17 protein-coding genes are annotated in these 14,041 nt (G+C 62.1%); 3 read left to right on the top strand and 14 right to left on the bottom strand.

Annotation, left to right across the window (positions count from 1 at the left end; translation table 11 throughout):
- The first annotated feature begins 54 nt into the window (after nucleotides 1-54).
- From AVHM3334_RS09040 to AVHM3334_RS09030, 3 genes are all read left to right on the top strand, one after another.
- Nucleotides 55-1,302 carry a phenylacetate--CoA ligase family protein gene (locus AVHM3334_RS09040; protein WP_284411553.1) on the top strand — a complete coding sequence of 416 codons (1,248 nt, stop codon included), beginning with the start codon at nucleotides 55-57 and terminating at the stop codon, nucleotides 1,300-1,302.
- A gap of 285 nt (nucleotides 1,303-1,587) precedes the next feature.
- A complete protein-coding gene (locus AVHM3334_RS09035) occupies nucleotides 1,588-2,577 on the top strand; it encodes a tripartite tricarboxylate transporter substrate-binding protein (RefSeq protein WP_284411551.1) in 990 nt (329 codons plus the stop codon).
- Nucleotides 2,578-2,790: 213 nt separating this feature from the next.
- Nucleotides 2,791-3,885: a Bug family tripartite tricarboxylate transporter substrate binding protein gene (locus AVHM3334_RS09030; RefSeq protein ID WP_284411549.1), complete on the top strand. Its 1,095-nt coding sequence runs from the start codon at nucleotides 2,791-2,793 to the stop codon at nucleotides 3,883-3,885.
- 182 nt (nucleotides 3,886-4,067) lie between these two features.
- Here AVHM3334_RS09030 and AVHM3334_RS09025 read toward each other — a convergent pair whose 3' ends face one another.
- The 14 genes from AVHM3334_RS09025 to AVHM3334_RS24035 form a co-directional block, all read right to left on the bottom strand.
- Nucleotides 4,068-4,613: a phage virion morphogenesis protein gene (locus AVHM3334_RS09025; protein WP_284411547.1), complete on the bottom strand. Its 546-nt coding sequence runs from the start codon at nucleotides 4,611-4,613 to the stop codon at nucleotides 4,068-4,070.
- 99 nt (nucleotides 4,614-4,712) lie between these two features.
- Entirely contained in the window at nucleotides 4,713-5,918 is a 1,206-nt protein-coding gene (locus AVHM3334_RS09020; protein WP_284411545.1) for a phage minor head protein, read from the bottom strand.
- Complete coding sequence (locus AVHM3334_RS09015; protein WP_284411543.1) at nucleotides 5,911-7,404, bottom strand: DUF935 domain-containing protein; 1,494 nt, start codon at nucleotides 7,402-7,404, stop codon at nucleotides 5,911-5,913. Before AVHM3334_RS09015 ends, AVHM3334_RS09020 begins: the two co-directional genes overlap by 8 nt.
- Nucleotides 7,405-7,409: 5 nt before the next feature.
- Nucleotides 7,410-8,870, bottom strand: coding sequence for a hypothetical protein (locus AVHM3334_RS09010; protein WP_284411541.1), 1,461 nt, complete (start codon nucleotides 8,868-8,870; stop codon nucleotides 7,410-7,412).
- On the bottom strand, nucleotides 8,870-9,415 hold the full coding sequence (locus AVHM3334_RS09005) for a DUF3486 family protein (RefSeq protein ID WP_284411539.1): 546 nt from the start codon (nucleotides 9,413-9,415) through the stop codon (nucleotides 8,870-8,872). The genes AVHM3334_RS09010 and AVHM3334_RS09005 overlap by 1 nt, the downstream gene beginning before the upstream one ends.
- A 3-nt stretch (nucleotides 9,416-9,418) precedes the next feature.
- The gene (locus AVHM3334_RS09000) at nucleotides 9,419-9,739 is read right to left on the bottom strand and encodes a hypothetical protein (RefSeq protein ID WP_272550308.1); all 321 of its coding nucleotides are present in this window, start codon (nucleotides 9,737-9,739) and stop codon (nucleotides 9,419-9,421) included.
- Entirely contained in the window at nucleotides 9,736-10,086 is a 351-nt protein-coding gene (locus tag AVHM3334_RS08995; protein WP_284411537.1) for a hypothetical protein, read from the bottom strand. The genes AVHM3334_RS09000 and AVHM3334_RS08995 overlap by 4 nt, the downstream gene beginning before the upstream one ends.
- Nucleotides 10,083-10,589, bottom strand: coding sequence for a hypothetical protein (locus tag AVHM3334_RS08990; RefSeq protein ID WP_284411535.1), 507 nt, complete (start codon nucleotides 10,587-10,589; stop codon nucleotides 10,083-10,085). Before AVHM3334_RS08990 ends, AVHM3334_RS08995 begins: the two co-directional genes overlap by 4 nt.
- Nucleotides 10,586-11,089 carry a glycoside hydrolase family protein gene (locus AVHM3334_RS08985; RefSeq protein ID WP_284411533.1) on the bottom strand — a complete coding sequence of 168 codons (504 nt, stop codon included), beginning with the start codon at nucleotides 11,087-11,089 and terminating at the stop codon, nucleotides 10,586-10,588. The genes AVHM3334_RS08990 and AVHM3334_RS08985 overlap by 4 nt, the downstream gene beginning before the upstream one ends.
- A gap of 70 nt (nucleotides 11,090-11,159) precedes the next feature.
- Nucleotides 11,160-12,194, bottom strand: coding sequence for a hypothetical protein (locus tag AVHM3334_RS08980; RefSeq protein ID WP_284411531.1), 1,035 nt, complete (start codon nucleotides 12,192-12,194; stop codon nucleotides 11,160-11,162).
- 25 nt (nucleotides 12,195-12,219) lie between these two features.
- Nucleotides 12,220-12,579 (bottom strand): DUF6232 family protein, encoded by a 360-nt coding sequence (locus AVHM3334_RS08975; RefSeq protein WP_284411529.1) that lies wholly within the window; start codon nucleotides 12,577-12,579, stop codon nucleotides 12,220-12,222.
- A gap of 73 nt (nucleotides 12,580-12,652) precedes the next feature.
- Nucleotides 12,653-13,264, bottom strand: a complete 612-nt coding sequence (locus AVHM3334_RS08970) for a hypothetical protein (RefSeq protein WP_284411527.1) — start codon at nucleotides 13,262-13,264, stop codon at nucleotides 12,653-12,655.
- Entirely contained in the window at nucleotides 13,261-13,644 is a 384-nt protein-coding gene (locus AVHM3334_RS08965) for a hypothetical protein (protein WP_284411525.1), read from the bottom strand. Before AVHM3334_RS08965 ends, AVHM3334_RS08970 begins: the two co-directional genes overlap by 4 nt.
- A 4-nt stretch (nucleotides 13,645-13,648) precedes the next feature.
- On the bottom strand, nucleotides 13,649-14,038 hold the full coding sequence (locus AVHM3334_RS24035) for a helix-turn-helix domain-containing protein (protein ID WP_284411632.1): 390 nt from the start codon (nucleotides 14,036-14,038) through the stop codon (nucleotides 13,649-13,651).
- Nucleotides 14,039-14,041 lie beyond the last annotated feature (3 nt).

Raw genomic sequence — 14,041 nt, 5'->3', positions numbered from 1 at the left:
CCGGTCTTCTCACATCAACAGCACGCCCAGAACGTGCACCCCGGAGGTATTGGCATGAGTGTTTTCTACGACGACCTCGAAACCCGCCCGGCCGACGCCCGCGAGAGCGCGCTGATGGCGGCGCTGCCCGCGCAGGTGGCGCATGCACAGCGCGCCTCGCCGGCATTCACGGGCATCCTGCAGGGCATCGATGCCGCCCGCATCGATTCCCGCCAGGCGCTGGCCACGCTGCCGGTCACGCGCAAGCATGAATTGCTCGCGCGCCAGCAGGCCGGCCGCGCCACCAATGTGTTCGGCGGATTCAGCGCGCTGTCGTTCGGCGCGGCCATGCCGCGCGTGTTCGCCAGCCCCGGCACGCTGTACGAGCCCGAGGGCACGCGGCGCGACTACTGGCGCATGGCGCGCGCCATCCACGCCGCGGGGTTTCGGCCGGGGGAGCTGATCCACAACAGCTTCAGCTACCACTTCGTGCCGGCGGGCTCGATGATGGAATCCGGCGCCCATGCGCTGGGCTGCACCGTGTTTCCGGGCGGCACGGGCCAGACCGAGCAGCAGGTACAGGCCATGGCGGAACTCAAGCCCGCGGGCTATATCGGCACGCCGAGCTTTCTCAAGATCGTGCTGGACAAGGCGGCCGAACTGGGCACGCCGCTGCCCAGCGTGACCAAGGCGCTCGTCTCGGGCGAAGCGTTTCCGCCCTCGCTGCGCGACTGGCTGGCCGAGCGCGGCGTGGCCGGCTACCAGTGCTACGCCACGGCCGACCTGGGCCTGATCGCCTACGAAACCACGGCCCGCGAAGGCCTGGTGCTGGACGAAGGCGTGATCGTGGAGATCGTGCGGCCCGGCACCGGCGACCCCGTGCCCGACGGCGAAGTGGGCGAACTGGTGGTGACCACGCTCAACCCCGACTACCCGCTGGTGCGCTTCGGCACGGGCGACCTCTCGGCCGTGCTGCCCGGCGACTGCCCCACCGGCCGCACCCACACCCGCATCAAGGGCTGGATGGGCCGGGCCGACCAGACCACCAAGGTGCGCGGCATGTTCGTACACCCCGGCCAGGTGGCCGACATCGTGCGGCGCTTTCCGCAGGTGCTGCGAGCGCGCCTGGTGGTCAGCGGCGAGATGGCCAGCGACCAGATGCTGCTGCGCGTGGAGACCACCGAAACCGCCGCCGGGCTGGCGGTGCAACTGGCCGAGGCGATGCGCGACCAGACCAAGCTGCGTGGCGAGGTCGAGATGGTGGCGCCCGGCACCCTGCCCAACGATGGCTGCGTGATCGAGGATGCGCGCAGCTACCGATGAGCCACCCGGCGCAACCGGCCCGAAAGGCACACCTGCCGCCACTGATACATCTGCCGCGCCACACCGTCCAGCCGATGGAAAGGCGCGCCATCCTGCCGGACGGTGAGCAGGAGAGTGGCAGCATCCAAAATCGATATGCTACTTAATAAGTAGCAAATAAACCAATACAGACAAGCGCTGCAGGCCCATAAACCTTTAAACCCCTACACGTTACTGCTAAGTAATTACCTTGATGCTGGTGTAAAAACCCGTGGCTATCATGGCGCGTATTTTCAAAGGAACCTCATGAAAACCATATTCAAGACCGCATTGGTGGCCGCAGCCGTGGCCGTTGCTTTCGGCGCGCAGGCGCAGGGCTATCCCTCCAAGGACAAGACGGTCACGATCGTCGTGCCGTTCGCGGCCGGCGGCCCGACCGATCGCGTGGCGCGCGATCTGGCCGAGGCGCTGCGCAAGCCTCTGGGCGGGGTGAGCGTGGTCATCGACAACGCCGCGGGTGCGGGGAGCACCATCGGCACGGCCAAGGTGGCGCGCGCCAACCCCGACGGCTACACGCTGCTGCTCAACCACATCGGCATGGCCACCATGCCTGCGCTGTACCGCAAGCTGCCGTTCAGCGTGCCGAACGACTTCGAATACCTGGGCATGGTGAACGACGTGCCGATGACGCTCATCGCGCGTCCCTCGATGCCCGCCAACAACTACAAGGAACTGGCGACCTGGATCGACCAGAACAAGGGCAAGATCAACCTCGGCCACGCCGGCCTGGGCGCCGCCTCGCACCTGTGCGGCCTGCTGTTCCAGAGCGCGCTGAAGGTCGAGATGACCCCCGTTCCCTACAAGGGCACGGCCCCCGCCATCACCGACCTGATCGGTGGGCAGATCGACCTGCTGTGCGACCAGACGACCAACACCACCTCGCAGATCGAGGCCAAGAAGGTCAAGGCCTACGCCGTCACCACCGACAAGCGCCTGACCACGCCCTCGCTGAAAGACCTGCCCACGCTGTCCGAGTCCGGCCTGAAGGACTTCCAGGTCACGATCTGGCACGGCCTGTACGCCCCCAAGGGCACGCCGGCCGACGTGCTCAAGAAGATCAACGACGCCCTCAAGGTCGCCTTGAAAGACCCCGACTTCATCAAGAAGCAGGAAGGCCTGGGCGCCGTGGTCGCCGCCGACAAGCGCATCGAACCCGCCGCACACAAGAAGTTCGTGCAGGCCGAGATCGACAAGTGGGGCCCGATCATCAAAGCCGCCGGCACCTACGCCGACTGACCGCATCGGCACGGGCCCCGCGCTGCGCAGTCATCCAGCGCCCGGCCTGGCCCTCGACCGCCCCGTGGCCCCGTGCCGCCGGGCGGTTTTTCTTTGGCGCGCCGTCTTTGCGCGGCGTGGAACTCGCTGCGGCCTACGGGTCATCCCTCTGCCCTGCCCGCGCTGCGGTGCCTAAAACGGGGAATTGACTGCCAGCCCCAAGGATCGAACCCCATGCGCTTTTCCGCTTCCTCGTCCCCGCGCCCTTCAGCCCCCGCGCGTTCCGCCTTCGCCCGCTCCACCGTTTCCGAGGCGTTCACGCCGCGCCGCCGCGCCGTGGCGTTCGCCTGCGTGCTGCTGGCCGCGTGCCTGTGGAACGCGCTGCCCAGCGCCCACGCCCAGGCCGGCGGGTGGCCGAACAAGCCGGTGCGCATCGTCGTGCCGTTCGCACCCGGCGGCACGACCGACATCCTGGCGCGCGCCGTGGCGCCCGAGCTGGGCCGCGTGTTCGGGCAGCAGTTCATCGTGGACAACCGGGGCGGCGCGGGAGGCAACATCGGTGCCGAGATCGTCGCCAAATCGCCGGCCGACGGCTACACCCTGCTCATGGGCACCGTGGGCACGCACGGCATCAACCGCGCGCTGTACAGCAAGCTGCCGTACGACCCCATCAAGGACTTCGTGCCGATCACGCTCGTGGCGGCCGTGCCCAACGTGATGGAGATCAACGCCGACAAGGCGCGCACCCTGGGCATCAACTCGGTGGCCGACTTCATCCGCTACGCCAAGGCGCACCCGGGCCAGCTGAACATGGCATCGAGCGGCAACGGCACCTCGATCCACCTGGCCGGGGAACTCTTCAAGAGCATGACCGGCACCTACATGCTGCACATGCCCTATCGCGGCTCCGGCCCCGCGCTGCTGGACATGGTGGGCGGCAACATGGACGTGATGTTCGACAACCTGCCGTCCTCCATGGCGCAGATCAAGGCCGGCAAGCTCAAGGCACTGGCCGTGACCAGCGCCCACCGCTCGCCCGCATTGCCCGACGTGCCCACGGTCGAGGAGGTCGGCGGCCCCGAACTGAAGGGCTATGAGGCCAGTTCGTGGTTCGGCCTGCTCGCACCCGCCGGCACCCCGCCCGACATCGTCGCCCGCATCCAGCAGGAAACCGCCAAGGCCCTGGCCACCCCCGCCGTGAAGGAGCGCCTTCTCGCGCAGGGAGCGATTCCCGGCGGCAACTCCCCCGCCGACTTCGCCAAGCACATCGACAACGAGCAGAGGAAGTGGGCGCAGGTGGTGAAGGCGTCGGGCGCCAAGGTGGATTGACGCCTGACCGAGGTGAACGGGAGTGAGATAAAGGAAGAGAGGGAGGTGCGATAAATGGGAAGTTCCGGGAAGAACTGGGGCGAGGTGGGCTCGGAACTCTGCAATTCTCTTTCCTGACGGGAAATAGTGGAGCTCAAGAAAAAAAGGCGCTGGATTGGCGCCTTTTTCAATTCGGACCGGATTCAGCCTTCCATTAGGTAGCTCTGCACCAGGCTGACGATGTTTGCCTTGTCTGAATCCGATGCGCCCAAAAATGGCCGGGCGGGGATGTCGCCCCACGGGATCGGGAAGCTCCCCACGCGGGTGGCGTACAGCCCGAAGCCGAACTCACCCGACTTCGCACCGTGCTGGTGTGTGGCCGCATAGACCATGGGACTGCCGATGCCTACCGCGCCAACATCGCGGACCTGGTAGTTGATCGTCGTGGCCAGCGCTCTGGTCTCCCCGGTCAATGGCTTCTTGCCGGCCAGCTTCTGCGCGCTCCTCTTTGTCAGCTCGCCATCCTTCTTGCGTGCAAACATCGAGCTGTACCGGGCCAGGGTGAGCCCGCTGTTCGGTGCCCAGGCAGTGCCATCCGGGCCCGTGGCCGAGGAAAACCGCTGCTTGGTGGATTCGGTCAAGTCTTCGCCGATCTCCAGCAGCAAAGGCTGCATGTCCTGCCCCCTCTCCAGCAGGCCATGCAGGTAATCCAGCCCGTTGCGGCTGGTCAATTCAATGATTTGCGCCATCGAAGCACTCCTCGTAAGATCGGCACTGCCTTGTGCATCGACCTCCGGTAGTCAACACCGGTTTCGTCTTGAACGTTGTGGTCGGAGCGCGAGGCCTTGTCATTTCTGAGCCGTTTTGATCACCAGCGAGCTCAGTTGCAGCGACCGATTGCGTTTGCCTGCCAGCACCTCCCACACCGCCCTGAACGTTTCTCCGTTGATCACCTTGGTGGCCACCACCGTGGGATTACCGTTGCGCGATTTCTCGCCTGCGCGCAGCGCATCGGGATCATTGAGCACCGACTCAAGCTGTCCATAGTCCTGCGGCGTGGCCGGGCGTTGGCCTGAGCCATCAAAGCCGTGCGAGGCATCGACATGCCGAGGTGCCTCGGCAGGAAGAAGGATCGTGTAGCCGCGCACGTCGGCACCAGCTGCGGAGCCGACCCAGTCGGCACGCTCCACAAACCCCAGCCAAAGCGGGTCGCGCCGCTGTCGATCTGCAAGCACATCACGCACGAAGTCGGGCACCAGGTCCTCGGCATTGATATAGCGATTGACATCGGCCGACAGTGCCTTGCCGATGGCTGGGGGGTAGTCGATCAGCTTGTCCTGTACGAACGATCGCAGATCGTCGTCAGCCCGCGCGCCTGGTGCGTAGTCCCAGCCTTCGCCAACCCCTGCAGGCGTGCCCGTGCGCGGATCGACGGCGTCCCACCCGTCCGGGGGCTCGCTGGAGTCCCCCTCGCGAGGCGCCGCTACTGCCACTACGCGGCATTCGCATCCAAAGTCATTCGGTGGGAAGTGGCTTTGCCAGAAAGGGTGGTCGTGGCGCAGAGTCAGCCGCATGTCGCCCCACTGCTTATGGAGTGGTCTGGGGTGCACCACGCTGTCGCTGTGCACGTAGCGCCAAAACGGACGGCGCTTAAGCAATGCAGGGTCCAGCAACTGCGTACGGCGCCCGGCCGCGTAGGAAGTGGCCAGGTTGGTTTTGTAGATCACCCGAGTGCGCCATGCTTCGCCAGCTTGGCTTCCTTCGCCTGTCCAGCCAGTCCAACCGCGCTTTGCAACGATGTCGGCAAACTGCTTGCGGAACTCCCCGATGCTGCCGCCTTGGACAGCTTGGTCTACCGCTTTGCGCAAATCCGCCAGCAGGTCTGCCTTGGCGGCACCGGCCACCATGAAAGCGCGGTCGTGGGCCGCACGTTGAATGTCACGCCAAGACTCGCTAGGCAGATTCAGCTTGCGCCGAAGGAACCCGATCTGTTCCTGGAACTGCTGGCGCGCGCCTTCCACTGTGCTCCGGGCCACAGATCCGAGTTCAGCCACGGCCAGCCTCCTGCGCCGCTTGATCGCGCCCACGTAAATGAGCCAGCTCGAAAGCCATCGCCATTAGCTCGGTCAGGTCGGCCGTGGACAGATCGGCATAGGCATCCAACAATGCGTCCTGCAGCGCCTGGGGTTCGTCGTACGTGTCCACGAGGTCACGCAGTTGCTTGACCCAGTTGTCCACCACCGGCGCGCCTGCCGTGCCAAGCGCTGCCAAAGTGTCGCTGGTGGCCTGCGTCACGTCGCGCTCGGCAAAGGCCACGGGTGGCTCGCCAGTCGCTGGCTCGAGCGGCATAGCCACTTCGAGGTCGCCAGCTTCCAGCTTGTAAACACGCTGCCAGTAAGCCGGCGTGAAGCGCACCCCTGCGCGGCTCAGCGTCTCATCGCGCGTGGCCTGCTCCGTGTTGACGTCTTCCTCCTCGAACAGCTCGAAGGTGGGGGCTGGTGATTGCTCGCCTTCGTTCACGTCGGTCACCCACCGCAGCAATTGGTTGATGGTGGCCGCCGCCAGAGTGGCATCACCATCGCGGATCGTCTTGGCCACCTCCAATCCTGCCTCCGCGCTGGCGCGATTGCTTTTGGATTCCGTGCTTTGGTTCTGGCCCAACAGCGCGATGCTGATCTCGGAGCGGCAGAACATCAGCAGCCGTTCGTAGAGGTCAGCACTGGCCCCCTTGTCGCCGGCCTCCAGGATGTCGATGCTCGAATCGTCAGGAATCGCCGCCACCGCGTCCTGAATCATGGCCTCCAACTTATCCAGCAGCGCATCCACCTCGGTCCCAGGCGTGCCACGTGGCTGCTTGCCCACCAACCAGGGCGTACCGTATTTCTCGGTGAACGTCACCCAGAACTTGAGCCCGCCACGCTTGAAAATCGCCGGCCAAAAGCACATGGACAGATCCGCATGTCCGTAGGGATTGGCGTAGCTGGCCTCTTGGCGTGCGAGTAGGAATTTCCGCGGCTCCAGCGGCTCGCCAAGCATAGGCTGCTCGCGGCTGCGAAAACGCAGTTGCGCCTGGGTGTCAAAGAAGAACCACTCCGGTGGCTTGCCGATTACCTGCAGCGGTACGTTCGCCCCATTGCGCGTGCCCCACACAAGTTCGAGGGGTTGCCAGCCAAACAGCACCGCCTCGGTGATTTCGTTGATCAGCGTGTCCATGTCATAGGTGGCGAGCAGATCGTTCGCCAGACGCGTTGCACGTGCGCTGGCCCTGCCACGCTGCACCCGCCACTCCAGCGCCTTCACGGCGGCCTTGCGTCGACGAATGCAGCCGCCCACATGCGCATCACTGCGCAGATCGCGGTATACGCTGATGTCTTTACCCTGGCGCTTCAGGATCGGGTCGGGGTTGGGCAACAGGAAGCCGAAGCCTGCCAAGTCGGTGCTGCGCTCGCGCGTTGCGATCTGCTTTGACAGGGTCGAACCCTGCCGAGCCTCGGCGAACGAGACGAACTCGGTGGGGGACACATAGATGCCTCGGGACATGGTGCTCAATACCCTTCAAGAGATAGCGCGCTGCTGCGGGGACGGCTCGCGGCGTGCACCGGGCCAAAATTCATGCGTGTCGCCGCGTGCGCGTATACGCAGGCCATTGCGTTGTCGCCGTGACCGCCATCGGTCGTCTTGCCCTCAGGCATGCGTGGCACCCCGCGGACCAGCCGGATGGCCCGGTGGGATTGCAGCAGGCCGTCATGTTTGGGGATCTCCACGGTGTCGTCTTCAAAGGCCGCTTTGTAAGGCGGCATGTTGTCGCGGTACCAGCCTTCGGTGGGCATGAGCCGCTGGACCACCGAGCCGTATTTGTCGTGCGCGGCTTCCCCCACATAGCTGCCATTACCCCGGCTGTCGATCACCATGCCTGATCGCCTCGGCAGTGCATCGGCAATGGCGTACAACACCTGCAACTGCTGGTTGTAAGGGACGTTCTTGAGCTCCACCAGAAATGGGATGCGCACCCGCAGGTTGGAGGCGATCTCGGCCGGGGCGATGCAAGACAAGTCGCCGCTGCGCCCGAAGTCCATGCCCAGTGCGTGCCGCAACTCGGGAACGAATCGCAGCAGCGGCATCAGGTGCTCATCAATCCAATCCTGCATTTCGCGCTCGCGCAGATCGGGCCGAGCGTTGTTGAAATCTGCGGTGCCCGTGAAGCGAATCACCGGTGCGGCGCGCATTCGATCCTCGATCAGTGCGCGGCTCAGCCAGGCGCCGCCGCCCTTGGACGGAATGCAGAAAAGCTCCTCGTCCTCGTTGGGCTTGTAGCGGTTGATCATGGTCTGGCGCCACTCCACCTCGCGCTCCAGGGACCACTCCTGGCCGGTGACCGCACAGATCTTGCGGTAGAGCCCGTCGCGCAGCGCATCGTCCAGATCGACGCGGTGGACGCTGTAGGGGAACTTGCCGGCCCGCACGTCGTTGATCAGCTCATTGAAAGGGTTGTCGTCGCCGTCGTGGGTGCCGATGATGCGGATCTGCCCGCCCCACATGGTCATGGCCATGGCAGCTTTGAGCACCTCCTTGATGTCATCCAGGAATGCTCCTTCGTCCACGACCAGGCGCTCACCAGGCCGGCCCTTGGAGCGCAAGTTGCGCGGGCTGCTGGTGAACGCCTGGATCATGTGGCCGCTGTCGAACTTGATCGTGTATGTGAGGATCTGCTTGTCCTCTTCTTCGATCACCGACTCTTCGATCTGGCCCGCAGCCGCGTTGAAAGCCCGGGCCCATGTGGCGCAGTCCTGGATGAAGCCCGCCGTCATCTCTTTGTTGTACGAGATGTAATAGACGTTGGCGCCCTCGGCGCTGGCTGCGTAGAGCACGTCGTCGGCCGCCTCGGCATAGCTGATACCGATGCGGCGCGACTTCTCCATGATCTTGACCTGCGACTTGTCCGCGATCCAGTCCACCTGGTACTGCATCAGGATGCGCGTGGCCTGCGCAATTTTGGTAGGTTGCATCACAGCTGCCCCATGATCGCCGCGCGCAGGGCCTCGACGCCGCTGGTGGAAAGTCCCTGCTGCCGGCCGGTTTCACCGGCCTGCTGCGCGGCGTCTTCCAGGGCCTTCTTGCGGGCCGCTTCTTCGATCTCCTTGCGCACGGCCTGGCTGAACTTCTTCTGGGTCACCGACGCCTTGCCGATCTCGGCCGCGTTCTTGAACAGCTTGTTCACGTCCACGCTCTCGGGGTCGATGTCCAGTTCCATCAACAGTCCGAAGATGCGCTCCTGCGTCATGCGCACGACGGCCGCGCCCAGCTTGTCCTCGTCGTCCGGCGCCGCGTCAACCAGGGCACGTGCCTGTTCCGTGCTCATCTTCAGTTGCGCCATGCGCTTTTCGAACTGTGAGCCGTAACGGTGCAGCGTGGACTTGGAAACGCTCTCGCCCTGGCTTTGCAGGTCCGCCGCCAACTGCACGTAGTCGCTGAATCCGCGCTTGACGAGCTCGGCATCCAGCCACTCCTTGAGCTGTGGCGGCAACGTGTGTACCTTGCTACGCGGCGCCATCGGTCAACCCTGCGTGATGCGGGGGCGCGCCACTCCCGGCTGCGCATCGATCGTGTACTCCACGAAGTCGATACCCGTGCGCGTCAGATCAACCGACCAGCGGTCCAGCGGATCGCGCACGATGGCGCACATCTCGCGGGCCTCGAGGTAGTCCAGCTCGCGCCGAATTTCTTGGTGAGTGGCATCCACATACACCGACTGCACGATGGGCAGCAAGGCCTCGGTGTAGATGCCCACCGGGCGCGAAAGATTGATGGCCGACAGCAAATGCCAGCGGATGGCCTCGCGGCGCACCTTAAGAATGTCAGGCGAATAGTGGCTCACAGATGCTCCCCCCTGCGGTTGTTGTCCAGCGCACGCTCCATGCGGAGCGCGAAGTTATCGATACGGGTATTGATGCCGCCCACGGCCTGCACGAAGTCATCGCGGCGCACATAGTCGCGGGGCAGCTCGGCCTGGAATCGAAGAAAAGATGTCTCCAGTTGCCTAGCCGCATCTGCCTCCCGGCGCAAATCGTCGCCCAGCTTGCCGATGGACACGTGCAGTGCCTCAAACTTCTCATTCGCCCGCTTCTCCGCCTGCAGCCCGATCACCTTGAGCAGCGCCCACAGCGCCCCCAGGAACAGGCCAGCCAAAGAGATGAGGTTAGTCATCGTCAGCTCAAAAATCATCGGGCGATCTCGGTGGTGGGCGCACGGCAGACGCTGCGCGCAAAGTCCTGCAACCCAGTCACTTGGTCGCGGAGTCCGTCAGCTGCTGCTGCCAGGTCTGAATACGCTTGCGCGCTGTGTCCGAAAAGCTCCCGGGCGGTGGCGGCTTCGCGAGTGCAGGCGGCAATGCCGGCATCACCTGCTGGGTAGGGATCGGTGCGCTTGTTGAGGCGTGAAATTTCGTGGTGCAGGCCGCGAACAGCAGCGGCAGCAGCAGCGTCGCGTGCCATGCGCGCGGCCTCGCGTGTGGCGTCTTCATTGGCAACCCTTTCGGAGTTTCTGAACTTGGTGGCGTTGTCACGCGCCGTGGCCGCGCTGCGCTCGGCCTCTTGTTTGTCCCAGGCCGCCTGCACTCGGGCAGAGCCCTGCGAATCCCCCTGCTGGAGCAGATGTGCATTCCAGGTCCGCACGCCCAGGACAGCGGCCAGGGTTAGCGCCATGGCTGCAGCGATGCGCAGCTTCATGGCGCATCCCCGATGCAAGTGCGGTACTCCAACTCGCGGCGGTTGGTGAGCCCACGCAGCGGCTCCAACTGCCCGGTCTTGGGGTTCCGATACTTGTTGAAATCCTTGATTCGGGCGCAGGCTTCGGCGTAGCGCTGCGCGTTGATCAAGTCGATCAAGGCCGGCGGCGCGGCCGGTTTGGCAGGGTTGCAGAAGGCGCCTGCGCCGATGTTGTAGGCCAGGCTCAGATACGCATCGAATTCGTATTGAAATAGCGGTGCCTTGATGCACCGCTGAATGGCCCGGGCGTGCTCGGAAACGTCGCCGTGCAGCCTGATCAGGGCTCGTGCCGGCGTGGTTGTGTCGCCGAGCTTGACGCCCGACGTAGCACCGTAGCCGATGGTGGCGACATTGCCCGAATCGAGGTATGCATTGCCCCGATAAGACTCATAGCCCGCGATGCCCACCAGCGAAGCGGCGGAGACGACCAGAGCAGCGACGGTGGTGCGGTTTTTATCCATGCACGGCAGGATGCCGCGCGCGCGAAGGTGCGGAAAGTAAAGCGCTTAAAAGTCCAGAAGGGTCGTGAATCTATGCCACCTCGTCAGGTGGTACGAACTTTTCGGCACTGATGACCACAGCGTTCCGGTAGGATTCTTCGCCAAAGGTTTTTGCGTTGATCTTCAGAGAAACAGGCGAACGGCTCCACTCCGCCTCACGTAACGCTTCTTTGTATTTCCCCGTCAAAGAATCGTCCTGAACTTCGGCATCCAGGTAGATACCGGACTTGGTGTTGAATACCCGAACCTTGAATTTACTGGTGTCTGACCAGTCCAACTTGATAAGCCTGTACACACCGTCAAGGCGGACCTCTTCAGACTTGCGCCGGGCGTTTTGCGTCAGGGCTTCTGCAATTCCAGGAGCCAAAGCAATACCTTCAACTTCCGAACTACTGCCTGCTGCCATCGCCTTGACCACCTCGGTCTGTGCGTCAAAAGCGATTTGAGCAATGTTGTCCACCTTGTTATTTTCTCGGGCCAAGTCCGCAAGGATCTGAGCGCGTTTGGTTTCTTGCTCACTTGTGTATTTCAATGTGGCAAGAGTTTCGCGTTGCGTTTCGTCAGACACTTCCTTGATGCGGGTTTCTTTGCGATTCTCAAGGAAGCTTCGATACGCTGAAGTGCCGAAGTACAGAACAGCAATCGTCACGATAGTGATCACGATGTCCTGAGAATCCATTTTGCCCACCATTCGTTCAAAGAGTTTCTCCGCAAGCTCTTGAAAATTGATTTCAAGATCAGAAGAACCATCGTTGACATCGACCCGAATTTCTAGATCTTCGCGTTCCTTGTCACTCAGGCGTTTAGCCGGGTGGTCGTACTTGGCAGCGGCGTAAGAACGGTAAATTCCTTTTTGGAACTCAAGCAGCCCCTTCATGACCGTGGGCGTAATGCTCTGGTGAAACTTATCGCCCTGGAGATACAGATTCAGGGTGGGCCAGCCGTCAAATATGATCGAATTGTATGGGCCAAGCTCTCCGTCGCGCGCTTTCCGAAGAACCTCGTATGCCTCTTCTTCGCTGCGAATAACGATGTCAGGCAGGTTTCGCTCAGTGGTTGGCTTCATATCAGTGATTGCCTTTGCGCTCTAATCAACCGCGATGGACGATGGCCTGGTTCAGCGCGCCGACCACCTGGTTGAAATACTCCCGCTCATCGGTGCTCAGAGCTTTGGTCTCACCGCCAGCAGTACGCAGCATCACGTGGTACTTGGTCTTTTGCAGGTACAAGAACAGTGCGCAGATCGCGGCCAGGATGATGCCGAAAACCGGGGATGCGAAAGCGATCAGCACGCCGATGATCAAGCCCAAGATGAGAGCGAAGCGGCTCGGCGGCTCGGTCACCGGATTGACCGAGGTGACGTTGCTCATAGCGAAGGTTTGCGCATCCACGACGAACCTCGCGTTCGTGACCTTGACGCCGTTGTGCTCAAAGAAAACTTGCTCTTCCATCTTCCATTTCCTCCCTGTTGTGAATTCTGTTTTTATGGTGGCGTTTATGGCCCCTAATTGGATTCGGTCAATTTCAGCCCTTAGCGGCACACTCCCTTGCCTGCTTGAGCGCTGAGCTGAATCCGTTCGATGGGATTGGCGCCATGTCATACAGTTGCTCGAAAGGCCAAAATCGCGCCCTCACCATCAAGTACTTTGAGTTGGAGACAGCATCAATCAACGCCGCACTGTCACTGAACCCAACGACATGACTACCCGCCTTAACTGACATCGGAATAAATGGACCGTTGTCAGTTTTCACACCCATTCCATTCAAGTCGTTATGAAAGAGATTGCTGTTATCACTCGTTCTCAAGCCGATAAGTTCTGACTTTGGTGTCACCGCCACCACCATATGGACAGGTATAAATCTCGGTGCGCTCGGAGCCTTCGGGAACGAGATTGGTGACATTGCCAAGCAAGAAACCTTGCCTGTCATTTCGTCGTTCTTTCTCTCGAACGACCAACTACTCGACCTCGACTCAGCGCCACTTGATTGAATCTTTAGCTCTTTGTTAGCCGTGGCGCTAGAGGGGCATGACGCCTCCTGATAGGTCACCTTTCCGTCTTGTCCAGTGCATTTGTTAATGGCCCATACCGGCGCAACAACGAGAGCGGCCAAAACTACCGCTGCGTGTTTTTTCATGCCCGCTCCCTTTTTTCAACTTTGCGCCTAACTGTCTCAACGTAACGTCGAACTCTGTATAGCTGCCCGGGCATCAGTTCAATAACCATCGCAGTTTTGAACTCCCGCCTCATGAACTCCAGCACCGTGATACGCATCGGCCTATCAAGTTGCTTCAGCAACGCCAGCACTTCCTTCTGCGCATCAGTTACCTGACGAGGCTGTTCGCTTGCAGCCTGTGAATGAGAAGCGGGCGATGCATAGAAATGCTGATGCACCTGGGTGACGTTTTGCACTGGGCCTGCAACGTTTCCCATCTGCACAGCACCGCTGCCACTGTTCTTTTGCTTTGGTCCGAGATTGGCGATCCATTCTCGTAGCCACTTTGGAACCAACTCCACTGTCCTACCTCCTGCGTTTAATTGGCGATTCTCCGATGCTGCCGATTTGAATCGCACCCATGCCGCTGTTGTGCTGGCTGTGCGTTCCTCCTATCTGCCCAGGTGCAGATGCGCCAAATAGCGCTCCCAGTGCTGCACGTCGCACATCTTTAGACGCTTCACGAAAGTACTCAAGTAGTAGCGCTTCCTCGGCTGTCAAGGTGACTTGCGGACTGTGCTCCTTACTCCCCGTGAGGATGTAGTTCACGTCTGCTCCAGCGCCCGCAATAGCCGCCAGAACCCTTGCTCCGGGTTCTGCGCCTGACTCGTACTTGGACCACATCTCACGACTCACCCCTGCAGCGCTTGCAGCGTTCGCCTGGGACCACCCGAGACGCTTGCGCTCTTCACGCACACG

This window comes from Acidovorax sp. SUPP3334 (assembly GCF_030159055.1).
In the GTDB taxonomy this organism is placed as follows: Bacteria; Pseudomonadota; Gammaproteobacteria; order Burkholderiales; family Burkholderiaceae_C; genus Paracidovorax.
The sequence above is the reverse complement of the archived record's forward strand: the minus strand, read 5'-3'. Positions and strand labels throughout refer to the sequence as shown.